Here is a 25,299-nt window from a genome sequence, read left to right on the forward strand (position 1 = left end):
CATAATTCTTAGTTATGCTTACTTAAGAGATAGCTTTCCTCTGACGTTTGCTGCAGTCACTTTCTCCTGCAGAATATTGTCACTTACGTGGGTATAGATTTCGGTTGTAGAGATGCTGCTGTGACCCAGCAGTCTTTGTACAAAACGTATATCAAGGCCTGAATCGAGCAGTTCACAAGCAGCGCTATGGCGTAGCATGTGCGGTGTCACCTTCTGGCTTATCTTAGCTTTTTCTGCAATATTTTTGATGAGCTTGCGTAAGAACTGAGTTGAAGCTGGTTTACTTCTGCTATTAATGAGGAAATTGTCTGTATCGGGGTTTAACTCTTGCCGCAATATAATATAGGTTTGCAACAATTGGTTGAGTTCGTCATCGGGTATGTATACGTAGCGCTCACGACTGCCTTTTCCTAAGATTTTAATTTTCTGCTTTGGGAAACTGATGTCAGCTATTTTTAAGCGGCTTAATTCGCCTACGCGGACACCAGTAGCGAGCATTACTTCAAGAGCGACTAATACGGTATAATCATTAAGCTCTCTCTTATGTAAACCTGTCAATTTTGTCTGTAACAAAGCATGATCATTTATTCTCAGTAAAGGACAGCGACGCCTGGCTGTAGAGATCATCTGTATAAGGTTATTGGCTTCGACATTTTTGGGAAGCAACCTTGGCAGTTTGATTTCGAGTTTAACCTTATGAAAGGGATTGGCTTCTATTGCCTCCTCCAATTCCAACCATCTGAACATGGCTTTGACGCAAGCGAGTTTTCTTTTGATCGACGTAGGGGAAAGTTCAAGTTCAATTAGCCAAATATGAAAACGTTTAATTTGCTCTTTGCCTATTGCTATTGTTAGTGCGTTGCTACCGATGCATGCTTTGAACTGTGCGAGATCAATTTCGTAGGCTTTCAGTGTGTGGGCGGATAGGTTTTTTTGCTTTTCACAGACTTTTAGAAACTGACTGCAGACACAGTTTAACGTTTTCATAGGTGATAGTGTTTTATAGAAAAACGCTATATTACTGTTTATTAAGAAGATTTTTCCAGTTTATAATTGTTGGGTCTGATAATTTACCGGTTTGTGGGGTTGCATTGGCAAAATGGCCGTCGTTGTTCTGAGAAGTTATTGATGGAGCAGTAACGCTATATCAGAAAGGCTTCCTGAAAGACATGCTGGAAACCTTTCATCAAGGTGTTTCAGATATCATTCAATATTCTGAATTTGCTCGCGCATCTGTTCGATTAGAACCTTAAGCTCAACTGCCGATTGCGTGATATCGGCGTTGATGGATTTTGAACCCAGGGTGTTTGATTCGCGGTTGAATTCCTGCATCATAAAATCCAGGCGTCGGCCACAGGCACCGCCTTTTTTCATGATTTTTTGGGTTTCTGCTACGTGAGCTTTCAGGCGATCCAGTTCTTCTGCAACGTCCAACTTTTGGGCCAGCATTACCATTTCCTGCTCTACGCGGGTTTCTTCCAGCTCTACTTTGGCCTCTTCAAAGCGAGCGATAAGTTTATCCTTTTGCCACTGGATCACTTCTGGCATGTGATTGCCGACTTTATCTACTTCCACCAAAATGGCATCAAGGCGCTGATTGATCATGGCGTCAATGGCTTTACCTTCACTGGCGCGAGCTTGCAGGAAATCTTGTAAAGCGTCATCCAGCCCTTGCAATAGCGTGTTTTGGATGGTGTCCATGTCTGCTTCTTCGGTGGCTACCACGCCGGGCCAACGCAAAATGTCTACGGGATTGACGCCGGTAGATTGACCGTGAGACTGCACCCAGTCAGCGGCTTTTAACAGTTGTTGCGCCAGGTCTTTATTCAGAGTGACATTGTTGACTGTAGCATCTTCGGTGCTGAAGCGCAGCGCACATTCTACCTTTCCGCGTGCCAGTTTGGCGCGAAAGCGTTCCCTTAAGATGGGTTCCAGTCCCCGAAACTGTTCGGGCAGGCGAAAATAGGTTTCCAGAAAACGCTGATTCACAGAACGAATTTCCCAAACTGCGGTGCCCCAGTCGGCTTTAATTTCTTTACGGGCGAAGGCGGTCATACTGTGGATCATGAGCTGAGTTCTTTACTGAATTGGAAAGCAGTCATGGTAACGTAAAGCGCTCTGCAGGCAAAGAGCTATTTTATGGAAGCCCTTGTTTTACAAGCTCTGCGGAGAAATGTCCTAATTTTTATAAAGGGTGTCTTTTTATTGTTATCCGTTGTCTGTACCATTGCGCTAGATTAAGGAATCATATCTATTTATACAGGAGTTTTGCTATGCGAAAGGGAATATATACAGGGATCGTGCTATTAATTCTGGCGTTGTCTCATCAGGTCATGGCGGTCTCGCCCGGGGACTTTGCCCGAGGGAATCAATATTATTCCGCAAAAGTTTCGCCAGACGGCAAGTATCTCGCCGTGGGAGTTCTGGAAGACACAGAGCGCAAGTTACTGGTACTGGATACTCAAACCTTTAAAGTAGTTGGCGGCGCCAACCTTCCATACCCCCGCCAGGTCGGCCCTTTTTATTGGGTAAACAATGAGCGCCTGGTCATCAAAATCCTGCAAGCCCGCACATGGGAAAGTGAACCACTCTATTATGGTGAGCTGTTTGCGGTGAATTACGACGGTGACAAGGCCAAAAACATTTATGGCTACGACGTAATAGAAAAGGCGGCAGGCAGCAATATTCGGCGCGGTACTGCCACCCGCGGCTGGGCGGAAATAGTCTACTTTTTACCGGATGATGAAGATCACATTCTGATCAGTTCAACACCCGCCTCGAAAGATTCGTCTCGTCCCCCTGAGCTGCGCAAACTCAATATCTACAATGGCAAACTAAGTTCGAAAATTGCGCGTTCTCCTCTCCCGGCAGGTGTTTTTGATGTCGACAGGGCAGGGCAGTTGCGTTTTGTCACAGGCGTGACCGAAGAAGGCGAAAAACAATTTTTCAGCTATGATGCGGAATCGCAAGAATGGCAAACCAACAGCGACATCAATATTGGTGACGGTTTTGCTACTTACAGTTTTGACGCAAACAATGAACACTTGTTTTATGTAAATGACGCCGATACCGACAAACAAGGGGTGTTTAAATACAACCTGAAAACCGGTGAGTCCAGTAAGGTTTATGTCGATCAAAAGGTGGATATTACCGGTGTTGCCATCACCGATGATAAAAGTGCCGTATATGGCATTCGCATCGACAATGGCTATCCTGAATATATTTTGTTTAACGATCAGGAAGATGACGTAGCGGTCTTTAAATCCTTGCTGGCGACATTTGTCGGGCAAGAAGTGACTATTGTTAGCAAAAGTCGCGATGAAAAATTCTGGGTGGTGTTTGTTAAATCTGATACATCTGCAGGAACCTACTATTTATTTGACCGCGAAAATGTGGCAATTCAGATATTGTTTGACGTATTCAATGCGGTGCCCAAAGAGCAAATGGCCAGCACGCAGCCAATCTGGTTTGAAGCTTCAGATGGTGTCGAGATTCCGGGTTACCTGACGTTACCTAAAAAGGCCTCGGGTAAAGTACCTTTGGTTACGTTAGTGCACGGCGGCCCGCATGGTCCAAGAGACTACTGGGGCTTTGACCCTGAAGTACAGATGTTAGCTAATCAGGGCTACGCGGTATTGCGTGTCAATTTTCGCGGTTCAGGTGGTTACGGGCAGGACTTTGAAAAGGCCGGACACCGCCAGTGGGGTGACCGCATCCAGAAAGACATCATTGAAGGAACTCGCTGGGCAATGGCGTTGGAACAGGTCGATCCGGAGAAAGTTTGTATTATGGGAGCCAGCTTTGGAGGCTATTCAGCCGTTCAGTCGGCCACGCTGGCCCCCGAATTATTTGACTGTGTGGTTGCTACCGCCGGGGTCTTTGATTTGCAAATGATGTTTGACGAGGGGGATATCCCGGAATTGTTTTTTGGTGAAAGTTTTCTGGAAAAAGTACTGGGTGAAGACGAAGCTGAATTAAAAGCCTTTTCTCCGGTCAATCGGGTTACTCATTTGCAGGCGCCGGTATTAATTGCCCATGGCAAGAAAGACCGACGGGTTCCAATTGAACAGGCCGAACAATTGCGAGATGCCCTGGAAGAGCACGATAAGCCCTATGAATGGTTTGTTCGTTCCAGCGAAACACATGGATTCTTTGATGAAGACAATCGTGCCGAGTATTTTGAGACCGTTGCAGGCTTTTTGCGGCAGTATCTGAAATAAGCTGCAACAAGTGGGCTAATTCATAATATTATGGCCGCTGCTTTTTGAACGTAAAAAGGAATATTTATCGTGCGGCTACTATTGTGTTTATGGGTGTTTTCTTCAGGTTTGCTGGCGGCCGAGCCTGTAAGACCTTCGGATTTTGCTAAAGACTACACAGTTTCCAACGTCAAAATATCACCGGATGGTGAACATCTTGCCGTTCGGGGAATTTTTGCGGGTGAGAGACAACTTGCCATGCTGAATAGCCAAACTATGGAAAAAGTAGGCTATCTCAAATTTCCCGAACCTCATCAGGTGGGCGAGTTTTTCTGGGTTAACAATGAACGCTTGTTAATCAAGGTGTTAGCTACATCGGTGGCCCAAGAGGAGCCGCTCTACTACGGTGAGTTATATGGCATCAACGTTGATGGCAGCAAGGGCGACCTGTTATATGGCTACCGCTTAAAGGGGGGCGCCGGTTCACTTAAGCTTACAGTCAAACGCAAGACACGAGGCTGGGCTGATTTAGTTCACATACTGCCAGATGATGACAAGCATGTACTGATATCTTCCGAACCATACTCCGATGATGGTTCCAGATTCGCTACTGTGCACAAGTTAAATGTATACAGCGGTAAAACCAGCGGAAATCTGGCCAGGTCACCTGTGCCAGGCGCGACATTCTTTTCAGATAGCACGGGGGCTGTGCGCTTTGTTCAGGGCACAAGTGAATCTAATGTCAGTGAGTTTTATCAGTGGCATGACGCTGAAGAAGACTGGCAGTTGATGCCACAATTTAGCGGAGATAACGCCTTTTTCCCGTTAGCCTTTGCTGGGGATGATCAGCGATTTTTCTACTTAAGCGAGGGTGACAGAAGTTCTCAGGGAATTTACCAGTGGGATACTAAAACCCAAACCAGCGCGCATTTGTTTACTGATAAGGATGTCGATATTACCCAGGTAATGTTTGCCAAGGACATGAGTTCGGTATACGAGTTGCGCGTGGACGTAAGTTACCCGGAGTACATCATTTTCGATAGCGAAGCGCAAGATGCCGCCATGTTTCGGGCGTTGTTGGGGGCGTTCCAGGGACAGAATGTTTCAGTGACCAGTCGCACCAGAGACAGCAAACTTTGGGTTCTGCGGGTCAGCTCTGATGTTTCTCCGGGAAGCTTCTATCTGTTCGACAAATCGAAGAAGAGCCTGAAAAAAATCTTTTCGATGTTTGATGCGGTACCTGCTGACGTGATGTCTCCGATGGAGTACATCACGTTCAATGCCTCTGATGGGCAAAAGATACACGGTTATCTGACTATTCCGGCTAAATCTGACAAACCTCCTCCACTGGTGACCCTGGTTCATGGTGGGCCTCATGGTGTCAGGGATTACTGGGGATTCGACCGGGAAGTACAGATGCTGGCAAACCAGGGGTATGCGGTCTTGCAGCTAAACTACCGTGGCTCAGGTGGCTATGGAACCGCATTTCAGGAATCAGGCTATAAAGAGTGGGGCAGACGCGTACAGCAAGATATCATTGAAGGTACGCAGTGGGCTTTGGCTCAGCCAGAAATAGATAATGATCGGGTCTGTATTATGGGAGCCAGCTTTGGCGGTTATAGTGCGGCACAGGCCGCTACGCTTGCTCCTGATTTATTTGATTGTGTAATCGCAACTTCAGGCGTATTTGATCTGAATATGATGTTTGAAGAAGGGGATATTCCAGAGCAATATTTTGGAGAAGAATTCTTAAAAATGGTGTTGGGGCTGGATAAATCGCTGCTCGATAGTTTTTCTCCGGCAAAAAGAGCGGCACTGATTAAGGCTCCGGTATTGATTGCGCATGGCGAAAAAGACCGACGCGTCCCGTTTGAGCAGGCTGAAGCATTCAAAACGGCGCTCACCCAATCCGGAAAAGAATTTCAGTGGTTTGTCAGAGCCACTGAGACCCATGGCTTTTACGGCGAAGACAACCGGGGCATGTATTTTGAAAAAGTTGCCTCGTTTTTAGAGCAACACTTAAAGTAGCACTTTCTGCTTTAAATATTCATAATTGACTGATCAAAGGGTAAACTACCTGTTCGAGGGCGAGTTTACCCTTTTTTATATTTACCTCTTAATAAACAGGAGCTTTTCAATGCGTCCAGGTGGCAGAACCGCGGGTCAAATCCGACCCATCACCATTACCCGTAACTTTACATGTCATGCCGAAGGGTCGGTACTGATTGAAGTTGGCAATACCAAGGTATTGTGTAACGCCACTGTGGAAGAAGGTGTGCCACGTTTTATGAAGGGCGAAGGCCGCGGTTGGGTAACAGCGGAATACAGTATGTTGCCACGAGCTACCCATACCCGTTCACAGCGTGAAGCTGCACGCGGTAAACAAGGTGGTCGCACCATGGAAATCCAACGTTTGATCGCCAGAGCACTGCGTGCTGCCGTGGATTTAAAAATGTTGGGTGAAAATACCATCACAGTGGATTGTGACGTGATTCAGGCTGATGGTGGTACCCGTACTGCTTCTATCACCGGTGCCTGTGTGGCAATTGCGGATGCACTGAGCTGGATGCGCAAAAAAGGCATCATCAATAACAACCCAATGAAATGCATGATTGGGGCGATCTCAGTAGGTGTTTACAAAGGTGAGCCGGTTGCCGATTTGGAATACATCGAAGATTCAGCCGCGGAAACCGATATGAATGTGGTCATGACGGATACCGGCAAACTGATAGAAGTGCAGGGCACTGCCGAAGGTGAACCATTCAGCTTTGAAGAAATGAACCAAATGCTGACCCTGGCGAAACAAGGCCTGGTGGAAGTATTTGATGCTCAGAAAAAAGCGTTAGCTTAATTTTCCGGAGGTCGATTAAATGCAAGCCTATCAAAAAGCCTTTATTGAGTTTGCTCTGGAGCGCAATGTGTTGCGTTTCGGTGAATTTACGCTGAAATCGGGCCGTAAAAGCCCTTATTTTTTTAACGCCGGGCTGTTTAATACCGGCCGTGATCTCGCCAAATTAGGTCAATACTATGCCGAGGCGCTGCTGGCTGCCAACATAGAATTTGATGTGCTGTTTGGTCCGGCTTATAAGGGTATTCCCATTGCAACGACCACGGCTGTGGCGCTGGCAGAAAAGCATGAGATTGATACGCCTTATTGCTTTAATCGCAAAGAGAAAAAAGAGCACGGCGAGGGCGGTAATCTGGTGGGCAGTCCACTGGAAGGTCGCGTAATGCTGGTGGACGATGTGATTACCGCAGGTACGGCAATTCGCGAGTCTATGGCGCTACTGGACGAATGCGGTGCGTCGTTAGCAGGCGTGCTGATTGCACTGGATCGTCAGGAAAAAGGTAAAGGTGAGTTGTCTGCAATTCAGGAAGTCGAGCGGGATTTCAATACTCAGGTGGTATCTATCGTCAGCCTGGCTGATCTGATTGAGTACCTGAAAGACAAGCCTGAGATGGCGCAGCATCTGGAAAATATCACTCAATACCGTGCCAGCTATGGTATCTGAAGTTCAACCAGCGCAGCTAACGGAAGCGCACAGTCAGAACGCCACTAAACACCTGGATGCGTTGGGGCTAAGATGTCCTGAGCCGGTAATGATGGTGCGTCTGGAGATCCGCAATATGCAGGACGGTCAAACCTTGCTGATCGATGCTGATGATCCGGCTACCAAACGCGATATCCCCAGTTTTTGCCGGTTTATGGACCACACTCTGGTGGCCCAACAAACTGAGCAAATGCCTTATCAGTTTCTCATTCAAAAAGGCCACGTCCAGGCATAATTATCAAGGGGGCAGCGTTGTGGCTACCTGTTCAACATTGCTGGCTCCCTGAAGGTTGTGACCCTGTGTTAAATGCCGGATAAAGGCGTTGACACTGTGGTTGTGGGTTTTTGGTTTAGTCACCAACAGAACGCCTACTGACAAAGCTAAATCTGTCATCTTAATTTCCGCAATTTCGCCGCTATCCAACTGAGACTGCACGGAGATTTTGCTGATCGCGGCGATACCGGTGCCACCTGCCACGCAGGCTTTTATTGCCTCGATACTGGTAAATTCAATCAAGGTACCGGTCATTGCACCGGCCTGAATCAGGGCTTTTTCAAATCGGTTGCGGTAATAACAACCCTGTTCGGTGAGTAGCAGGGTTTCTCCCGCTAAATCTGCCAGTGACACGTCGGCTTTGCCTACCAGCGGGTGTTTGGGGGAGGCCACCACTACGACAGGCTCTTCACCCAGAGCCTGTTGCTTTAACCCCGCCAGCTGATGGGTGGCACTGACATCCGTATCATCAAAGATCAGGGCAACGTCTATTGCTTCGTTCAAAACTAATTGCCTCAATTGTTTTACGGCAACAGGTTGCACCTGAATATGGGTATTGGGGTGAGTTTGATGAAAATTCCGGATAACCTCGGGCAATCGATAAGTCAGCAAGGTTTCGTAGCCGGCGATACGCACTACCGGTTTAACGACAGAATCGCCTTTGACTGCCAGTGTTGCTTCGTCCCGAAGGTTAAACAGCTTTTCGCAATACTGCTGTAGTTTTAGTCCGGCCTCGGTAAGGGCGACACCGCGTCCGGTGCGTTTGAACAGGCGGGTCTGTAATTCGTCTTCCAAAGCTTTAATCTGATTGGTAACCGCTGACTGCACATAGCCCAGATGAGCCGACGCATCGCTAAAGTTCTGAAACTGTGCGGCAGCTCTGAAAGTACGAAGTTTCTTAAAATCCACTATTGTTCGCCAATTTGTAATCTCTAAAAATGATATCTGACTTTATAAGATATTAATATAAATAAAATATGGGTTAGGTAATAATGCTTTAGCTCATCTAATAACGGGATCAGGATAATAATGTCAGACAGGCTTCAGGCGGCAATATTTGCCTCACTATGTGTTTTGTTGTGGGGACTTATCCCGGTTGTGGCAAAGACCGGGCAAATCGGGCTAACCAGTGAGCAGTTTCTGTTTTTTTCCAGTTTAACTTCCTTTCTGGTGATGTCAGGCGTGGCATTGCTTAGCGGGAAATGGCATCAGGTAAAGGTACTGAGGATAAATGACGGACTAAAAATAGTCGCCAACGGCCTATTAGGTACCTGGTTGTATTACTGGTTGTTGTATCAGGGATATTCGTTGGCTGATGGGATGGAAGTGCTGGTGACCCAATATACCTGGCCGGTCACCATCTGTGTTCTGTCGGTGCTGATCTTAAAAGAACAATGGCACAGGTATAAAAGTCTTGCCGTTATTTTTGGGTTTAGTTCCGTGGTGTTGGTTTTAACTAAGGGGAATTTAAACAGTGTTACAGTGAGCGAGCCGGTGGCAATCTTCTGGGTGTTTGTGGGTGCCAGTAGTTTTGCCCTGTTTTCCGTGCTCAGTAAATATTTTCACTATGAACCGATAACATTAACCACTCTCTACTTTGCCGTTGCGACAATCGCATCCGGGGTGCAGTTAAGTGTAACTGGCCAATGGGCATGGCCTGCTTCAGAAGGCTTGTTGCCGATAATTGTTAACGGGGCATTGGTCAATGGGATCTCATATCTGTTGTGGATATGGGCCATTAAAAAGGCCGATATGAGTTTCGCCACCACCTTCACTTTTGCCACACCCTTGATTTCGCTGCTATATCTGGTGCTGTTCTTCAATGAAGCTTTTTTAGCGGTTTATGGCATTGCATTCATACTGGCAACCCTGGCCGGCTTTTTTGCCAATAAAGGGCCGCCAACTCTACCAAAAAGCTCCTGACAAGCTACGTCAGGCTTTTTTTGACTGCAGTGCTACGACTTCGGCTTTTTCTTCTTTTAGCAGGGCGTCAGCTTCAACACCCTTAAACAACTTATTCAGATTGTCTTTGTTTTTTGACAGGGTGATAGATAAATCTTCCATCTGGCTTTCTTCCAGCTTGATACCTTTGGCTTCCAGATAAATGGCGAGATTGTCGGCCACTTCCAACATCTTGTCGTACTTATCCGCTTCTTTTTTGTCAGTCGTAACCAACTTTTCCACCCCTTTGTGCTCCACTACATATTTAGTGATTACCGCCATAGGTAAACCTCAACTTTGATACTGTTAATATATACAGTTATCAGTATGACCTTTAAGCAGATTTTTGCAAGTCTTTCTCTGATTGTTGATTTACTTTAAATTGTTCCCGATACCTGGTGGGGGTGATATTTACCAGGTTGCGAAAATGGTGGCGCAGTGTCATGGCATTGTCGAAACCGGCAAACTGCGCCACGCGCTCGATATTGTGCTGGGTTTCTTCCAGAAGTTGTTTAGCTAATGCTACACGCTGTTCAATTAACCAGGCGTTGGCGCTCATATTAAATGTAGCGCGAAATTTTCGGTCGAAGGTGCGCCGCGACATGCTGGCCTGTTGTGCCAGGGTATCAATGTCGAGTTTTTGGTCCAGGTTGGCGATGGCCCAATCCAGCGTTTCACTGAACAGGTTACGGCCCCGGTGTACCGGTTTATCCACGTATTGCGATTGACCGCCACTGCGGTGGGCTGCCAGTACCAGGCGGCGGGCGACTTTATTGGCAATATCATGACCATAATCCTGGCGGATCACTTCGATACCCAGATCAATGGCGGCAGAACTACCGGCTGAGCAGCCTATTTCACCATCGTATTGATACAGCACGTCGTCCACATACTCACAGTCGGGAAACCGGGACTGAAAAGCCGCTTTATACATCCAGTGAGTGGTGGCTTTGCGACCACGCAGCAGACCTAATTCAGCCAGTAAAAACGCACCGGAACAGAAGGTAAGTAATCGTTTACCCTGGTAATGCAGCTTCATGATGGCGCTTTTGAGCTCCGGGGAAATCTCTCTGGGCTGACTGCTCCAGGAAGGGATCACCAACATATCATAACCGTCCAGGTGGGTGACATGTTGGCTTTGCAGTAAGATGCCACCTGTAGCCAGCAATGGGCCCGATTCAAAACTAACGATATCCGTTTGATACCAGTTTTCAATATCGGGCCTGGGCAAGGCGAAAAGCTCTGTGGCACAGCCTAATTCAAATAATGCCTGACGACTGAAGGTTAAAATGGCTACGCGCTTCATAACAATTCCCACTAAGTGTTTGGCCAGATATTAACGAACTATTGTATATAAGCCAATTTTAATTTGTACGGTTTTTACTCATACTTTCCCGGTGTTTTTATCAAAGGAGAAATACCATGGCATCACCGGTAGCCAGAATACCTGCGGCTTCTTCCAATCGAGCGTTGGCGCACTTTGAGGCCTTACTGGAGTTTGAAACTGATTGTTGGGATGTGCACTTCGCCATGAGCAATCAGCGTCAGGACTTTGTTTTACTGGATGTCAGGGCCGAAAGTGTGTTTCAGTCCGGGCACATCAAAGGCGCGGTAAATCTGCCTCATGGCAAAATTAATGAACAGAACATAGCGGCTTATCCCGCTGAAACCCTGTTTGTCGTTTATTGTGCCGGTCCTCACTGCAACGCCACTGAAAAGGCTGCCATCAGGTTGGCAAAACTGGAGCGGCCGGTGAAGAAAATGATCGGGGGTGTTACGGGTTGGGTAGATGAAGGCTTTCAGCTACACACTTGTTGAGTGAACAGATAATGCTCATCCATAACTGTCACAAACCGTGCTGAGAAAGTGTTTCAGACTACACTGAGCGCTGGTGGTAAATGACTGGTCGGTAAGCTGAATATCGCTAAACCGGTCAAAGCGAAAATTGCGATAATTGTTGCGCAGTTCACACCAGGCCAGCAGTGTCCACTTGCCAAACCAACCGATAATGCCCAAAGGCCAGAGAATGCGTTCGCTCGTCTGGCCTTGTTGATCCTGATAGGTAACGGCAATTTTGAGCTGAACTTCGCAAGCCTTTCGCAGCAATGCATGAGTCTCACGGTAAGGGGCGTCTTCTTCAAAAATTGGGATGCAGTAAGGCTGTCGCTCTAATAGCAGTTTCGTGGATTCGGGTAAGACGGCTTTGAACTTGTCGGTGGCTTTCTGGGCAGCCAATGCCAGACTGGGATCGGTAAAGGCCTGAGTCATCTGACTTCCCACTAACAGCGCCAGCGCTTCTTCCGGGGTAAACATCAGTGGCGCCAGCTGATTCTGTCGCCCCAGCAAATAGCCAATGCCGGGTTCACCTTCAACATTGACTCCGGCAATTTGTAGCGAGCGGATATCTCTGTATACCGTGCGGATGGAGGTTTCCATCACATCGGCGATGGCCTCTGCGGTAATGGCGGTACGGCGGCTGGCTAGTAGTGTAAAGAGACTAAATAGACGTTCTGCTTTTTTCATGTGAGACGCTATGTTTCGACCTGTTGCGCAGAATCATACCTGGTTTGCGGTCAGAAATTGTCAGTAGTGTGTTTTGGTTAGTCATTTAGCACAATATCGAATTGAATGGCTGCCTGTCCCTGCCATTGAGATTCTGATTTAGTCACATTACCCTGCACCTGAAAATGGGCCAGTGTACCTTTAATCAGGCCAACCGCCAGATCTTCAAAGTGCCGGGAAGACTGGTAATACATTCGCAGATGCGTGTCCGATAGCTGTTCATGAAAAAACTTAGGAAGCTCTGCATCCGGATAAAGTTTTAATACTTCGACGTGAATGTAGCCGTCAATGTTGGACAAAAAGTCAAATGCGTCTCTGGCGTCAGCAAAGAACTGTGGATAGCCTTTCACAAACTGGCCCAGCAGGTGATTGCCAAACGCTTCCAATAACTCAGGTACAGCGATGTTGGTTTGTTCGCTCAGGGCCACCACCAGGCGCACAATTTCTTCATGATCATAAGTCCCTACGGTGGTGTAGGCTCCATCATTGGGGAGTTCTGCAGCATCGATAATGTCATCCAGTACTTCATCTGAGAATACCTCTTCCACCATATCCATGAACTCGGTAAAAACCACACCTTTCACTTTTGGCTCTCCTTACGCTTGTGTTGCGTTGATAAATGGCATTTCTTCATGGCCTTTCATTTGATGATATGCGGTAAAAAGTGCACAAGTTGTTTGCGCCACCAGGGCCAGTCGTGGTCAACATCATGACCCCAAAAATCCACCCAGGCATCTACCTGTTTTGCCGCCAGAATTGATTTCATTGTAGCGGTATCATCCATCATTTCATCTTCCCAGGCTCCCTGGCCGACACAAATGATGATTTTACTGTTCTGGTATTTGCCCAGGTACCAGGGGTCGTTCATATTGGGCAGATAATCCAGCGGAGAATTGAAATAAAGTTGTTCGGTGCCGTAATTGCGCCCCAGCACTTTTTTGATGTTGTACACACCGCTGAATGCCAGCACCGCATCAAAAATCCCCGGCTCTTTGAAAAAGAAATTTGCAGCATGATAAGCGCCCAAACTGCAGCCGTGGGTGGCGATGGCAATTTTGCCGCCGCATAGTTGCCAGATAAAGGGCACAACTTCGTCGGTCACGTAGCGATGAAATGCTTCATGTCGGCCACCGATGTGCTCATCGCTGGCTTGCTTATTCAGCCAGGTGTCTTTGTCTATGCTGTCAATGCAGATGAACTTAACCTCGCCGTTGTTGATAAACTCCGAGGCAGCAGCAATCATTTTGAAATCTTCAAATTCGTGAAATCGCCCGCCAGAGCTGGGAAATACCAACACCGGTTTACCATAATGGCCATATACCTTGAGTTCCATTTCCCGGCCAAGTCGTTCGCTGTACCACTTGTGATATTCAATATGCATGATGCTTAAACCTTCTCTAACATGGTGTGACAAATGGCCAGCATTTCTTCTTTTTCATGACAACAGAAAATATAGCAGTACTGTCCCATAGCGCGAGAAAATACCTGAGGGACATCGCCCTGATAGCGGATCAGGTGGCCAAATTTTTGCTGAATGTCCTGGTGACTTAGTGAATATTGATAGTGATGCTTGCGACCCACATAAGCACAATAATGATTAATGCTCAGGTGTTGCGTGGGGGCGTTATGACACAGGGCATTAGCCCATTCATCATAGAGATTTGCATCCATGGCGAAGTTAAACATATCCATCGCCCGTCCACCGGGCGGGCGCATGTTTACTTCCAGACAAATTAACTTATTGTCTTTGTAGCGCCGGAAAAACTCAAAGTGGAAAAACTGCATTCTGAGGTCGTATTCCTGCAGCACTTTTTTGCCTTCGACAATGAGGTCGTCGGGTATCTGGCGATCGTAATAGTAGTAAATGTCCAGATCTTTATTAACGATATCCATTACCCCAGAGGAATAGGTGCAGGACATTAAAAACAGTGGATTGCCATTGTAGTCCACCATGCCATCAAAGGTATAAATATCGCCTTCTACAAATTCTTCAAAAAAGAAGATTGCATCGCCTTTGATACGCAAAAATTCTTCCAGATCGCCGTGATTACTGATTCGATAGGTGCCCGATGCGCCCACACCTTTATCCGGTTTGGCCACCAGGGGATAGCCAAATTTTTCCACGAACGCATGGGCCTGTGCTGCACTGGCCACTACCGCCCCTTCAACAACGGAGCAGCCAGCCTGCCTGAAACGGCGTTTCATATCAGATTTATTTTTGACATCCGGCAGTATGCTTTGATTGATGCCAGGTATATTAAAATCGGTTCTTAAATGAGCTTCCAGTTCCAGCCAGTGCTCATTGTGAGCGTTAATCTGGTGAATGCGGCCATGTTTGTGAATGAGGGCGGCAACGGCGCGATAAACCTCGTCGTATTTTTCCAGCGAACTGACCTTATAGTAATCTGACAGGTTGGCTACCAACTGAGGTGGTAGACTTTCAAACGGCGCATCCGATAAACCGATCACATTGACGCCGCGTTTTTTAAGGCCTTCGCAGAATAAATAATAGTTAGGTGGAAATTGCGGAGACAGAAAAATAAAATTCATTGTAACCCCTCAGGTTCCGGTTAGACCTTGTGTTATTTGTGTTTGCCGAACATAAACGTGAGCGGTCGCCAGACGCGTTTTGCCCAGGCCGCTTCGTTATGCCATGCGCCTTCTTCTTTAAACCACATTAGATTATTTCCTTCCCGATAGCCACGTTCCTGCAACACTTTAAGCATGTTCAGACAGCCGGGCATCAGTTTGCGCTCTAAATCTTGTGTGCCGTTGTCCAGATACAAGCGGGCATTGAGCTTGTGTTTTGGGTTCGCCTTTACCATTTGCCAGGCGTTCACTACAACCGTGGTTTTGCCCCAAAATAGCGGTGACAGGCAGGCGGCATGACCAAATACAGATGGATAATACCAGGCAGCTAAAAAGGAAATGAGTCCACCCATGGATGAACCCATAACCGCTGTGTGCTTTTTGCTTTTTAGCGTGCGATAGCTGGCGTCAATCATGGGCTTTATTTCTTCTACGATAAACCGCAGGTAGTCCCGGCCTTTCTGGTTGTCGGCGTATTCTTCCAGTCTGTCTTCGGTGTTGTACAGGCCGACTATAATCGGTGGTGTGATTTGCCCCTGAGCGGCTAACGATTCAATGGTTTCATCCATGCGCCAATCGCTGTGTAAAAATGCGGTATTGGGGTCCACCAGGTTTTGCCCATCGTGCATATACAACACCGGGAACTTCCTGGTGGGGTTGTTTAAATAAGCGGTGGGCAGCCAGACAATCACTTCCCGCTCGCGAAAGCCCTTGCCGCTGATATGCCCCAGATAATCTACCTTGCCGAGTATGTGATCCTGCATAGGAGGCGGATTGTTGTGCCAATGATTTACCGATAAGTGTAGTTCCATATCGTCATTGGCTACTACCCGAAAGTTCTGTTTTGCGGCAATTTCGTTAAGAATGGCTTCATTTTCCCAGGTACCGTCGGTGATCTTGAATTCCAGGCCGGTGCCCCTGGGTACTTTCAGGCTATTTTTCCAGATGCCATTGTGATTGTGCAGTGGTAAACCTTCCGGTTGCCAGTTGCCAATACTGTGGTGATTACCGGTTACCCAGAGTGCAGGCCCCGGGTGTTCGGCCTCGACGGCAAAATTAATGGTGCTGGTGGCTGTCATTAAGCTATGCGGTTTCTTATTGATTGTGTATTGCATCATACTGATAATCAGCGCCGAACCAAGCACTCAAATGTCATTTAGCGATGATTGTCATTGATCCATTGTTGTATCAATTGTCGGTAGTGAGAAATAAATTGCTCCTGTTCATGTGCTGGAAATGTCTGCTGCACCGTGGATACGATAATCTGATCAAATTCCCCGGAGCGGGTAAAATGCCACATGACTTCGTCGAGATCCTTAAGCGCACTGTGACGAAACTCCCAATAGCGCTCGGTTTCCAGGTGTTGATCCGCCAGTTTGGCATATTCCCGCAGTTTCTCTTTGAAACTGCGCTCTGAGTCGGCAATCTCGTAATAGGGTTTAATATCCATAGTGACATGCATCGGCCGCTCAGTGGCGATGCAGAACATAGACCAGGCGTACAATGATGAAATCGCCCAGGGAAAATAATAATGCAGGCTGGTGAGGGCGATATCCGGGCAGGCATTGGCAAAATCCATCGGCCAGAGTTGCCCGTCTTTGTATATGGCTTCACAGGAATTAAAGTCCCAGCGGAAAAAGGCGTTGATCACTTTGGTGGTGAGCAGCGCTTCCTCATTGGTGTCATCATCCACCACCTTATCCGTCAACACATAGCGCAGATGTTGTGGTTGCGCCGGGTCGTATTTGAAGCTGCGCACATCGGGACCAATACCCAGGCAGCGCACAAACACATCAAAATTATCCAGCCCTTTTTGAATGTGCATCAACTCTTTCTCTGATGCGTGATATGCCGCCATCAATTCCTCTTCGTTATCCACCCGGGTAACCCCGCGCCAGCCTCCGCCATCGAAGGGCTTCATAAATATCGGATAACCGATATTTCGGGCAATCTCTGGTAAATCAAACAGATCGTGATAACGGGCGGCGGTGGCCGTGTATTTCTTGTTATCCGGACCCACTTTGGGGGGTAAAAACCAGGTTTCAGGGACATTAAAGCCCAGCCGCATCATGGTGCAGTAGGCACTGTGTTTTTCCATACTCTGAAAGGTAAACGGATTGTTGAGCAGGTACAGGTCGTTCATCAGCGCGGCTTTTTTCAGCCACTCTCTGGGCGTAAAGTGCCAATACGCCAGTCGGTCTATGACCAGATTGTAACTGGTACCGTGTTGCAGGCTAAAAGGATGTATACGCACCCGTTCAACGTCGATTGCGGTTTCCTTACCCTGCCAGTTACACTTTTGCCCCATCCAGCGCGAGAGTCCTTCGAACGCGTTGGGCCAGTCTTCCTCATCGCCTAACAAGAGTCCTAATTTTTTATGGGTCATATCCTGCTCACCGTGGCTGTGGTTATTCGATAAAGGTGTAGACGCTATTTAGGGGGATAGCAAACTGCAAACCGGATTTGTGGTACTGACTGTGCAAATAATAATCATGGACTGGTGACGACAGTTTCCCTTTACGTAAACTGAATGTCGCTGCAGCCTTTAAACTGTAAGGGATTGCCCCGTTAAAAAAGCGTTAACAAATGAAAAAATTGTGCGTATAGTCAAATTACCTTTGTTGTTGTGCGGCGCCTTTTTAAGCGAGTGCTGAGGCCTGAGAAAACACAACCAATGATTGCTGTTAAGTATTTGGTACGCATTAAAATCAGAGAAACAAGGAGGCTGGGATGGGCCAGCATGAAGTCAGTATAAATCGTTCCGCAGATGCGATTCGTTTGTTTATGCGGCATTTGCTCAGGGATATCCAGGCGCTGGAACAAATGCTGGAAAACGACATGTTCGAAAAGGACAAAAGTCGGATTGGTGCGGAGCAGGAATTTTTCCTGGTTGATTCTCATATGCGCCCGGCATCGGTGGGGCATGATTTATTGACCGCGCTGGATTCGGACTATTTTACGCCAGAGTTAGCCTTATTTAATCTGGAGGCCAACCTGGATCCGCAAGAGTTTGATGCGCTGAGTCTCAGACGCATTGAGACCCAGCTTAAAGATCTGACCCAAAAAATCCGTGATAAAGCCAATGAAATGGGCGCTTATGTTGCCCAGACCGGTATTTTACCCACCATCAGCAAGTCTGACCTCAATCTCAACAACATTACCCCTAAACCCCGCTATCGCATGATAAATGAGGTGCTTTGCGGTATGCGCGGTGAAGACAGCCGTCTGAATATTGAAGGCCTGGATGAATTGATGTTCACCCACGACAATGTCCTTATCGAAGCCTGTAATACCAGTTTTCAATTGCATTTTCAGGTAACACCGGAAGATTTTGCCACCTATTACAATATTGCCCAGGCCATCAGCGGCCCCTTGCTGGCACTGGCGGCAAACAGCCCCATATTGATGGGCAAACGGTTGTGGCATGAAACCCGAATCGCCCTGTTCCAACAGGCAATCGATACCCGCTCCGCCAACAAAGCCAATCGCGAGCAGGAACCCAGAGTCTGGTTTGGCAATCATTGGGTTAAAGAATCGGTGCTGGAATTGTTTCAGGAAGACATTGCCCGCTTTCGGGTGCTGTTTGCACAGGATATTGATTGCGATCCGTTCGATGCGCTGGAGCGCGGTGAAGTCCCTAAATTACAGGCATTGTGTCTGCACAACGGCACCGTTTATCGCTGGAATCGCGCCTGTTACGGGATCAGCAATGGCAAGCCACATTTGCGCATAGAAAACCGGATATTACCGGCAGGGCCAACACCGCTGGATACCATGGCAAACAGTGCCTTTTATCTGGGGCTGTTGTGTGGCTACAGCAAGGAAGTCGGGGACATCTCTAAATGTATGGATTTCTCCGATGCCAAACTGAATTTCAACAATGCCGCCAAGCATTCAATGGACACGGACTTTCACTGGTTTAAAGGCAAAAAATACGGATTTGAAGATCTGGTGTTGCAGGAGCTGTTGCCATTGGCGAAAGAAGGCCTGAGAGACAGGGGCATTGATTCCGGCGATATCGACAGATATTTGGGCGTGATCGAAGAGCGCACCAGACACAACCAAAATGGTGCCATCTGGATGTTGCGCAATTACAACACCATTCTGGATAAGGGGCTGAAAAAAGAAAACGCCTGCCGGGTACTGACCGCATCTATGCTGAACCGGCAATCATCCGGCGACCCGGTGCACACCTGGAACGACATTACGCCACCTGAGATTAGCGCCATCAAGCAACATAACCAGCTGGTGGAACAGGTGATGTCTACCGACATCTTTACCGTGCACCCTGATGACCTCATTGATTTAGCAGCGAAGATCATGCACTGGAATCATATTCGCCATGTTGCAGTGGAAGACAACGGCAAGCTGATCGGCGTTGTGTCCTATCGCAGTATTCTGCAGATTTATGGCAAATACGCCGCCCGCGGTGATGTGCATCTTGTGCCGGTACAGGAAGTGATGAGTAAAGAGCCTATTACTATTACGCCCACCCATACCATTGACGAGGCAATGTATCTGATGCGCACCCATAAAGTGGGGTGTTTACCTGTGTTGTCGAAAGACGGCCTGGTGGGCATGTTGACCGAAGCGGAATTGATGGATGAATTTTCCAAGTGGTTAGAAAAGGGCGGTTGAACAACACAACCCGGTACGGTTGACAGTCCGGTGAAAAACTGGACTTTTTTCCGGTTCATTTTTTCATCTGTCACGGTATGATGGCAGCAGTTTGAACATCAGGGAAAGATATGAAAAACACAAAATTGATTGCCCGCAAAGTGGCATTTGTTTGCTGCCTACTTGTTGCGATTCTGCTGATTGCCAGAGCCAGTTGGGCAGCGTTTGGACAAGGTATCAGCTTGATCATCCATCCGGAATACGTGTCTGGTTTGTTGCTGTTAATTGTCAGCCAGTTTCTTGCTCCGCCGGAAGCCACATCTGTAAAAAGTGATTAAGCTATTTTTTCAGCTATTGCAGGTCGTTTACTGATAAACTCCCATCTTCACAGAGGATGATGTTGGATATGTTGGAGTTTTTTTGGAACGGGTTTTCGCGGAATTAGATAGCGGTCAGCCAGGCCCCTTGATTATAGTGGTTGCCGCACTTCATGGTAACGAGCACGTTGGTTTTCGGGCCATGGAACGATTGGCCGTCACACTAAAAGCAACAGATTTTATTGGTAAAATTGTCGGGATAACCGGAAATCTTATCGCCGCAAATCGCAATGAGCGATTTATTGAGCGGGATCTCAACCGATTTTTTGTGTCTGACTACCTCAATGCCGCCCATTCAGATGTGCCCGAATGGCACGAAGCGCGACATCTTATCGATCATATTAATGGCTTTATCGATGCGCATCCTAAAGACCAGGAAGTGTATTTGCTGGACATGCATTCTATGTCTGGTCATGGCACACCTTTTACCTGTTTTCCGCATACTCAAAACAATGAACAGCTTGCCCAGCAATTGCCACTGCCGGCCATCGCTGATCTTGTGGAAATTTTACCCGGTACATTAACCGCTTATTATGCTGACAAAGTGACCAGTACCATAGTGGTGGAATGCGGTCAGCACAATGCCGAAATAACGCAGGTGGTGGGAGAAAACGCGCTGGCCTGTTTTTTACGGGTAACTGGCTGCCTGATCAATCCCGAGCGGTACCGCGATGCCGATGCTTTTTTACGTTTTCACACACAAGGCGCAGCTCAGATCTTTACCCGGGTGAAATACCGTTATCACATTGCGCATCAGGGCTTTTTTGAGATGTTGCCAGGCTTTGAAAACCTGCAGGTGATCGCGCAGCAACAATTGCTGGCCAATGACAAAGGCGATGAGGTGCGGGCTCCCTTTAATGGTCGCATGGTATTGCCCAGCTATCAAAAGCAAGGTGATGACGGTTTTTTTATTGCTGTTGATGACGTCTGAAACACGCCCTGAGGATATGCTGTTTATCGCAAAAATCAGGACATTAACAGCAATGCTATTGCCTGAAACCGTACAACTATTATAGTCGCGGAGCTAATCAAAGTTTTAAAAAATATAACGAAAAGGCGAATAAATGAAACGGAAAACAAACTTGTGGTGCATGCTGCTGATAGCGTTAGGTAGCCTGCAGGCAAATACCATTTTTGCCGGTGAAAGTGAGCAAAAAACAATACCTGACCCCGTCGTCTCTGTTACTCAGCATCAGGGGAAGTTTAACGGCGTACGTATGGACTATACAGCGACCGCTGGTGAAACCCCGTTAAAGAACAAAGAGGGTGACGTTACCGCCCAGATATTTTCAGTCAGTTACGTGAAAGATGACGTGAAAGATACGTCTAAGCGCCCGGTTGCCTTTATCTTTAACGGTGGTCCGGGATCGGCTTCCGTGTGGCTGCACATGGGCGTATTTGGCCCAAAGAAAATCGTTATTCCCAGTGATGCTGAAGATGATGGTGCTGCCCCTTTTAATTTGCAGGACAACCCGGACACTGTGTTGGACGTAACTGATCTGGTGTTTATTGATCCGGTTGGAACCGGATTTAGTCGGGTTGTGGGCAAAGGCGAAACAAAAGACTATTGGGGCGTAAAAGAAGATGCTAAATCCATCGCGCAGTTTATTCGCATTTGGTTAAGAGAAAATGGTCGTTGGAACAGTCCCAAATACATTGGCGGTGAAAGTTACGGGACAACCCGTTCAGCCGCGTTAATTGAAGAACTGGAAGGGCGTTGGGACGATGTTTCCATTAACGGTATTCTTCTGATATCAACAATCCTGGATTTTACTATTGATACCTACGACCAGGGTAATGAACTGCCATATATGGTGCAGTTGCCGACAATGGCCGCCACGGCCTGGTATCACAAACAGGTGGAAACTAACCTTTCGCTGGTGCAATGGGTCGATGCCGCCCGTAATTTTGCCTTAAGAGAGTATGCGCCCGCATTATTACTTGGCTCTTCCTTGCAGGGCGAGCAACGGGATAATATCCGAAGCAAGCTGGCTCAGTTTACCGGACTATCAGAATCTTATCTGGAACGGACCAATCTCAGAGTCAATTATCAGCGCTTTAACAAAGAGTTGTTGCGTGATGAGGGGCTTGCTTTGGGGCGGCTGGACAGTCGTTTCAAAGGTGTTGAGTACGATGATGCCGGTGAATACCCGGAAACCGATCCTTCATTTTACGGCATAGATGGCAGTTACACGGCGGCACTAAATCACTGGGTGCGGGAGGGATTGCAGTTTAATCCTGAGCGCGAATACACCATTATCGGAGGCGTTACTCAATGGAACTGGTCATTGCAGGGTGAAGGCAAGCGCCAGCCGTACCTCAATGTTGCTCCCTACATTGGCAAGGCAATGCGTGGCAATAAAGATTTGAGAGTGTTTAACGCAGCCGGATATTACGACTTTGCAACGCCATTGTTGGGGGCCGAATACGCCCTGGACCGCAACGGCATTGACCCTCAGCGGGTAACTTACAAATACTATGAAGCGGGCCATATGATGTATATTCATCATCCCAGCTTTCAACAGTTCTTAACGGATGTGCGTGACTTTATTCAGGCCCGATAAGATCTGATTTGCTGGCAGGCCTCCCATAGGAAGGCCTGCTGCATATCTTTGATAATGCTCAGAGTTATTATTTAAACAATACCGTCACGGCCGTTCCCTGGGCCACAATACTTCCTGAAACCACCGGGCCATTGGCCTGATAGCCTTCACCATTTTGCATAGCGACCTGCCAGTTGCCAGCCGGTAAACTGTAGCTGTAATTATCAGCACTGTTGTAAATCACCAGTATTTCAGACCAGCTGTCGCCATTGGCCTGAGCATCAATGTGATTCACGACAACGCCGTAGCGGGGCAGGGTTGTCGTGATGTGATTGTTCACTTCATCCCAGGTGTTCATTCTGAAACCCGGATGGGCATTGCGCATACTGATCACACTGGCGTAATAATCTACGATATCCTGATGATCCTGTTTCCATTGCCATTGATATTTGTTGATGGCATCTCCGGCATTGTAGCTGTTGTGAACTCCCTGTTTGTCTCGCAGCATTTCCACGCCGCCGTGCAAAAACGGGATCCCCTGACTGGTAAGCACAATGCCGTTAGCAAAATTCTGAATGCGTTTTAAATAGGCTGAGCTATGGGAAACGCCATTGAGTGTCGCCCATTCCAGAATTTTGTCCCGCAAGGTGAGGTTGTCGTGGGCTGACACATAGTTGATGCTTTGTTCCGGATCCATGGCAAACATGGCATCCCAGGTGTCAATTACTGCATTGGCATCCTTATTGAAGCGAATCGCTCCGCGACTGCCCACTTCGATACGCCAGGTGTCGGGATTGGCGTTGAAGGCGTAACAATCTCCGGAATTACAATCACCGTTATCATTCTGCCCCTTGATGGCTTCCCGAAACTTGGGATTAAACACGCCCACATGAGAATCGTGTACCCGGCCTATGGTGCCCAATCTGACTCTGGAGTCTTCCCGTTCATCAACACAACCAAAACAGCCTGGCCAGGGTTCGCCATACATCAGGATATTTCGACCGGGCAGAACGGATTCCAGATGCTCGCCCCAGTCGCCAAAGTTCTGATAGCTAAACACGCCCACTAAATCAAAGCGAAAACCATCAATTTTGTATTCAGTGGCCCAGTATTCCAGCGAGTCACGAATCATACGGTTTACCATAGGCACACCGTCATCAATGGTATTGCCCACCACCAGATTCTGATGATAGAAGTACTGGTTGCTGATGTTCTCAAACATTTCATTGCCGTAGGTGTGGTTGTACACCACGTCCATAATGACCCGGATACCCGCTTTGTGAAATTCGTTGATCATGTTTTTAAACTCTTTGACCCGGTTTTCGTAGTCAGTTGGGGTCAGAGAATAACGCTCTTCGGGAATGTTGTAGTTGCGTGGATCGTAGCCCCAGTTGTAACAATCATTGCTGTCCGGCAATCCATCACAGGTGGCAAAGTCGTAAACCGGTAACAGCTGAACGTGGGTAACGCCCAGTTCTTTCAGATGATCGATACCGGTTTTTAAGCCGTTGAACTCGGTGCCGGATTGCACCATGCCCAGATACTTGCCTTTTTTATTGGCATCAACACCAGAGCTACTGTCGATGGTGAAGTCTCTGACATGCACTTCATAGATTACGGTATCTTCTCGCTCAACTAATGTCGGAGCGCCTGCCCAACCCCCATCTGGCTGTAATCGGGACATATCCAAAACGATATTGGTGTGGCTTTGTGGTTCAATCATCTTTCCGTAAGGATCTCTGACCTCAATGCCATTGATAAGAAAGGTATATTCGGCCAAATGTAGATCACCGCTGACGGTTACCTGGTAAACATCGCTGTATCCATTGAAGTTGGACACAAGCGTAAGCGGGTATAGCTGGCCGTTTACCTGCACTTTAACGTCGCTGTGATCCGGTGACCAGATGGAAAACACCGTTTGTGTCGGGCTGTATTCGGCGCCTAAAAAGTCCACCGGCTGTGCACAGTTTTGACTACAGGTGCTGGCTTCTGACAGGCTGTATGCCAGGGTTTGGTCGTTGACCGTGACCAGGTAGCTACCATTTACCGAAGTATAAATATCTGCGCCACTTAGCTCGAGAACACCATTGCTGTCACTGTCGCCATAATTTTGTGACCAGTCGCCGGAAATATCCAGTTTAAAGCGCTGATTGGCCTGACCGTCAAAAACCACCTGGGTTTGCCAGGTATTATCCGCCACCAATTGCATGGCAGAGGTTCCCCATCCATTAGCGGTGCCCCGAAAATACAGCTGCGTAAAATTGCTGCTGTATCCGGAGCCGGTGCAACTGCTTACCGGGTTTGCTGCAATGGCTTTGCTGGTGGCGTTAAACTCAATGTGGTAGCTGGACTGACCGGCGACAGTATAATCGCTGGTGGGGTAGTTTTCGCCCCAGTCGCCATAACGGTCTATTTTAAATCTGGGGCCACCACTGGCATCACCAGCGTCGAAGCTTTGGCAGGTGGTGAAAATATTGTTGCCCTGGTCCGTCAAAGCCGTGGTGTTCCAGTTATTGGGTGTACCGCGGAAATACCAGTCGGCACTAACACTGCCGGACACTGCACTTAGCAGCATGAAAAAAGTGAGTTTGTTCATTGTTGTTTGCTCATAGGTTAGCCCCGATAGTGCCAGTAGCACTGTCGGGG

23 protein-coding genes are annotated in these 25,299 nt (G+C 47.7%); 11 read left to right on the top strand and 12 right to left on the bottom strand.

Features of this window, described 5'->3' with window-relative positions:
- Positions 1 to 18: 18 nt before the first annotated feature.
- Together AC0J20_RS15775 and AC0J20_RS15780 are read right to left on the bottom strand one after the other, a co-directional pair.
- Positions 19 to 987, bottom strand: a complete 969-nt coding sequence (locus AC0J20_RS15775; RefSeq protein ID WP_229531347.1) for a tyrosine-type recombinase/integrase — start codon at positions 985 to 987, stop codon at positions 19 to 21.
- A 216-nt stretch (positions 988 to 1,203) separates the two neighbouring features.
- Positions 1,204 to 2,067 carry a YicC/YloC family endoribonuclease gene (locus AC0J20_RS15780; RefSeq protein ID WP_229531348.1) on the bottom strand — a complete coding sequence of 288 codons (864 nt, stop codon included), beginning with the start codon at positions 2,065 to 2,067 and terminating at the stop codon, positions 1,204 to 1,206.
- A gap of 206 nt (positions 2,068 to 2,273) precedes the next feature.
- Between AC0J20_RS15780 and AC0J20_RS15785 the strand changes: the two genes are divergently transcribed.
- The 5 genes from AC0J20_RS15785 to tusA all read left to right on the top strand — a co-directional run bounded on the left by AC0J20_RS15785 (position 2,274) and on the right by tusA (position 7,985).
- On the top strand, positions 2,274 to 4,220 hold the full coding sequence (locus tag AC0J20_RS15785) for an alpha/beta hydrolase family protein (protein ID WP_473022437.1): 1,947 nt from the start codon (positions 2,274 to 2,276) through the stop codon (positions 4,218 to 4,220).
- A gap of 69 nt (positions 4,221 to 4,289) precedes the next feature.
- Positions 4,290 to 6,227, top strand: a complete 1,938-nt coding sequence (locus tag AC0J20_RS15790; RefSeq protein WP_473022438.1) for an alpha/beta hydrolase family protein — start codon at positions 4,290 to 4,292, stop codon at positions 6,225 to 6,227.
- Between the two features lie 109 nt (positions 6,228 to 6,336).
- Positions 6,337 to 7,050, top strand: coding sequence for a ribonuclease PH (gene rph / locus AC0J20_RS15795; protein ID WP_229531351.1), 714 nt, complete (start codon positions 6,337 to 6,339; stop codon positions 7,048 to 7,050).
- Positions 7,051 to 7,069: 19 nt separating this feature from the next.
- The gene (pyrE, locus tag AC0J20_RS15800) at positions 7,070 to 7,711 is read left to right on the top strand and encodes an orotate phosphoribosyltransferase (protein WP_473022439.1); all 642 of its coding nucleotides are present in this window, start codon (positions 7,070 to 7,072) and stop codon (positions 7,709 to 7,711) included.
- Positions 7,701 to 7,985, top strand: coding sequence for a sulfurtransferase TusA (tusA, locus tag AC0J20_RS15805; RefSeq protein ID WP_377307083.1), 285 nt, complete (start codon positions 7,701 to 7,703; stop codon positions 7,983 to 7,985). Before pyrE ends, tusA begins: the two co-directional genes overlap by 11 nt.
- Before the next feature lie 3 nt (positions 7,986 to 7,988).
- Here tusA and AC0J20_RS15810 read toward each other — a convergent pair whose 3' ends face one another.
- Positions 7,989 to 8,933, bottom strand: coding sequence for a LysR family transcriptional regulator (locus tag AC0J20_RS15810; protein WP_473022440.1), 945 nt, complete (start codon positions 8,931 to 8,933; stop codon positions 7,989 to 7,991).
- Positions 8,934 to 9,053: 120 nt separating this feature from the next.
- Between AC0J20_RS15810 and AC0J20_RS15815 the strand changes: the two genes are divergently transcribed.
- On the top strand, positions 9,054 to 9,947 hold the full coding sequence (locus tag AC0J20_RS15815) for a DMT family transporter (protein WP_473022442.1): 894 nt from the start codon (positions 9,054 to 9,056) through the stop codon (positions 9,945 to 9,947).
- 9 nt (positions 9,948 to 9,956) lie between these two features.
- On the opposite strand, the gene AC0J20_RS15820 is transcribed toward AC0J20_RS15815, so the two are convergent.
- The gene (locus tag AC0J20_RS15820) at positions 9,957 to 10,247 is read right to left on the bottom strand and encodes a YebG family protein (RefSeq protein WP_473022443.1); all 291 of its coding nucleotides are present in this window, start codon (positions 10,245 to 10,247) and stop codon (positions 9,957 to 9,959) included.
- A 52-nt stretch (positions 10,248 to 10,299) separates the two neighbouring features.
- Positions 10,300 to 11,271 (bottom strand): helix-turn-helix domain-containing protein, encoded by a 972-nt coding sequence (locus tag AC0J20_RS15825; protein WP_473022444.1) that lies wholly within the window; start codon positions 11,269 to 11,271, stop codon positions 10,300 to 10,302.
- A 116-nt stretch (positions 11,272 to 11,387) separates the two neighbouring features.
- Between AC0J20_RS15825 and AC0J20_RS15830 the strand changes: the two genes are divergently transcribed.
- Positions 11,388 to 11,783, top strand: coding sequence for a rhodanese-like domain-containing protein (locus AC0J20_RS15830; protein WP_473022445.1), 396 nt, complete (start codon positions 11,388 to 11,390; stop codon positions 11,781 to 11,783).
- A gap of 15 nt (positions 11,784 to 11,798) precedes the next feature.
- Here the strand turns inward: AC0J20_RS15830 and AC0J20_RS15835 are convergent, their stop codons facing one another.
- The 6 genes from AC0J20_RS15835 to AC0J20_RS15860 form a co-directional block, all read right to left on the bottom strand.
- Positions 11,799 to 12,488, bottom strand: a complete 690-nt coding sequence (locus tag AC0J20_RS15835; protein WP_473022446.1) for a helix-turn-helix transcriptional regulator — start codon at positions 12,486 to 12,488, stop codon at positions 11,799 to 11,801.
- Between the two features lie 77 nt (positions 12,489 to 12,565).
- The gene (locus AC0J20_RS15840; RefSeq protein ID WP_473022447.1) at positions 12,566 to 13,111 is read right to left on the bottom strand and encodes a heme NO-binding domain-containing protein; all 546 of its coding nucleotides are present in this window, start codon (positions 13,109 to 13,111) and stop codon (positions 12,566 to 12,568) included.
- A gap of 56 nt (positions 13,112 to 13,167) precedes the next feature.
- Complete coding sequence (locus tag AC0J20_RS15845; protein WP_473022448.1) at positions 13,168 to 13,908, bottom strand: esterase family protein; 741 nt, start codon at positions 13,906 to 13,908, stop codon at positions 13,168 to 13,170.
- A gap of 5 nt (positions 13,909 to 13,913) precedes the next feature.
- Positions 13,914 to 15,077, bottom strand: coding sequence for an ATP-grasp domain-containing protein (locus AC0J20_RS15850; protein WP_473022449.1), 1,164 nt, complete (start codon positions 15,075 to 15,077; stop codon positions 13,914 to 13,916).
- 32 nt (positions 15,078 to 15,109) lie between these two features.
- Positions 15,110 to 16,195 (bottom strand): alpha/beta hydrolase-fold protein, encoded by a 1,086-nt coding sequence (locus tag AC0J20_RS15855; RefSeq protein WP_473022450.1) that lies wholly within the window; start codon positions 16,193 to 16,195, stop codon positions 15,110 to 15,112.
- Between the two features lie 77 nt (positions 16,196 to 16,272).
- On the bottom strand, positions 16,273 to 17,502 hold the full coding sequence (locus AC0J20_RS15860; RefSeq protein WP_473022451.1) for an ATP-grasp domain-containing protein: 1,230 nt from the start codon (positions 17,500 to 17,502) through the stop codon (positions 16,273 to 16,275).
- Positions 17,503 to 17,846: 344 nt separating this feature from the next.
- Between AC0J20_RS15860 and AC0J20_RS15865 the strand changes: the two genes are divergently transcribed.
- The 4 genes from AC0J20_RS15865 to AC0J20_RS15880 all read left to right on the top strand — a co-directional run bounded on the left by AC0J20_RS15865 (position 17,847) and on the right by AC0J20_RS15880 (position 22,674).
- Positions 17,847 to 19,754 (top strand): CBS domain-containing protein, encoded by a 1,908-nt coding sequence (locus AC0J20_RS15865; protein ID WP_229531365.1) that lies wholly within the window; start codon positions 17,847 to 17,849, stop codon positions 19,752 to 19,754.
- Between the two features lie 110 nt (positions 19,755 to 19,864).
- A complete protein-coding gene (locus AC0J20_RS15870; protein ID WP_473022452.1) occupies positions 19,865 to 20,071 on the top strand; it encodes a hypothetical protein in 207 nt (68 codons plus the stop codon).
- A gap of 82 nt (positions 20,072 to 20,153) precedes the next feature.
- On the top strand, positions 20,154 to 21,041 hold the full coding sequence (locus tag AC0J20_RS15875; protein ID WP_473022453.1) for a M14 family metallopeptidase: 888 nt from the start codon (positions 20,154 to 20,156) through the stop codon (positions 21,039 to 21,041).
- Between the two features lie 133 nt (positions 21,042 to 21,174).
- Positions 21,175 to 22,674 (top strand): S10 family peptidase, encoded by a 1,500-nt coding sequence (locus AC0J20_RS15880; protein ID WP_473022454.1) that lies wholly within the window; start codon positions 21,175 to 21,177, stop codon positions 22,672 to 22,674.
- 67 nt (positions 22,675 to 22,741) lie between these two features.
- Here the strand turns inward: AC0J20_RS15880 and AC0J20_RS15885 are convergent, their stop codons facing one another.
- Positions 22,742 to 25,249: an alpha-amylase family glycosyl hydrolase gene (locus AC0J20_RS15885; protein ID WP_473022455.1), complete on the bottom strand. Its 2,508-nt coding sequence runs from the start codon at positions 25,247 to 25,249 to the stop codon at positions 22,742 to 22,744.
- Positions 25,250 to 25,299 lie beyond the last annotated feature (50 nt).

This window comes from Planctobacterium sp. R6, from assembly GCF_055755215.1.

What these genes read in the sequence shown, in the direction of transcription:
- AC0J20_RS15775 (WP_229531347.1), bottom strand. Translation starts at nt 987, where the DNA reads ATGAAAACGTTAAACTGTGTCTGCAGTCAGTTTCTAAAAGTCTGTGAA.
- AC0J20_RS15780 (WP_229531348.1), bottom strand. Translation starts at nt 2,067, where the DNA reads ATGATCCACAGTATGACCGCCTTCGCCCGTAAAGAAATTAAAGCCGAC.
- AC0J20_RS15785 (WP_473022437.1), top strand. Translation starts at nt 2,274, where the DNA reads ATGCGAAAGGGAATATATACAGGGATCGTGCTATTAATTCTGGCGTTG.
- rph (WP_229531351.1), top strand. Translation starts at nt 6,337, where the DNA reads ATGCGTCCAGGTGGCAGAACCGCGGGTCAAATCCGACCCATCACCATT.
- pyrE (WP_473022439.1), top strand. Translation starts at nt 7,070, where the DNA reads ATGCAAGCCTATCAAAAAGCCTTTATTGAGTTTGCTCTGGAGCGCAAT.
- tusA (WP_377307083.1), top strand. Translation starts at nt 7,701, where the DNA reads ATGGTATCTGAAGTTCAACCAGCGCAGCTAACGGAAGCGCACAGTCAG.
- AC0J20_RS15815 (WP_473022442.1), top strand. Translation starts at nt 9,054, where the DNA reads ATGTCAGACAGGCTTCAGGCGGCAATATTTGCCTCACTATGTGTTTTG.
- AC0J20_RS15820 (WP_473022443.1), bottom strand. Translation starts at nt 10,247, where the DNA reads ATGGCGGTAATCACTAAATATGTAGTGGAGCACAAAGGGGTGGAAAAG.
- AC0J20_RS15825 (WP_473022444.1), bottom strand. Translation starts at nt 11,271, where the DNA reads ATGAAGCGCGTAGCCATTTTAACCTTCAGTCGTCAGGCATTATTTGAA.
- AC0J20_RS15830 (WP_473022445.1), top strand. Translation starts at nt 11,388, where the DNA reads ATGGCATCACCGGTAGCCAGAATACCTGCGGCTTCTTCCAATCGAGCG.
- AC0J20_RS15835 (WP_473022446.1), bottom strand. Translation starts at nt 12,488, where the DNA reads ATGAAAAAAGCAGAACGTCTATTTAGTCTCTTTACACTACTAGCCAGC.
- AC0J20_RS15845 (WP_473022448.1), bottom strand. Translation starts at nt 13,908, where the DNA reads ATGCATATTGAATATCACAAGTGGTACAGCGAACGACTTGGCCGGGAA.
- AC0J20_RS15850 (WP_473022449.1), bottom strand. Translation starts at nt 15,077, where the DNA reads ATGAATTTTATTTTTCTGTCTCCGCAATTTCCACCTAACTATTATTTA.
- AC0J20_RS15855 (WP_473022450.1), bottom strand. Translation starts at nt 16,195, where the DNA reads ATGACAGCCACCAGCACCATTAATTTTGCCGTCGAGGCCGAACACCCG.
- AC0J20_RS15860 (WP_473022451.1), bottom strand. Translation starts at nt 17,502, where the DNA reads ATGACCCATAAAAAATTAGGACTCTTGTTAGGCGATGAGGAAGACTGG.
- AC0J20_RS15865 (WP_229531365.1), top strand. Translation starts at nt 17,847, where the DNA reads ATGGGCCAGCATGAAGTCAGTATAAATCGTTCCGCAGATGCGATTCGT.
- AC0J20_RS15870 (WP_473022452.1), top strand. Translation starts at nt 19,865, where the DNA reads ATGAAAAACACAAAATTGATTGCCCGCAAAGTGGCATTTGTTTGCTGC.
- AC0J20_RS15880 (WP_473022454.1), top strand. Translation starts at nt 21,175, where the DNA reads ATGAAACGGAAAACAAACTTGTGGTGCATGCTGCTGATAGCGTTAGGT.
- AC0J20_RS15885 (WP_473022455.1), bottom strand. Translation starts at nt 25,249, where the DNA reads ATGAACAAACTCACTTTTTTCATGCTGCTAAGTGCAGTGTCCGGCAGT.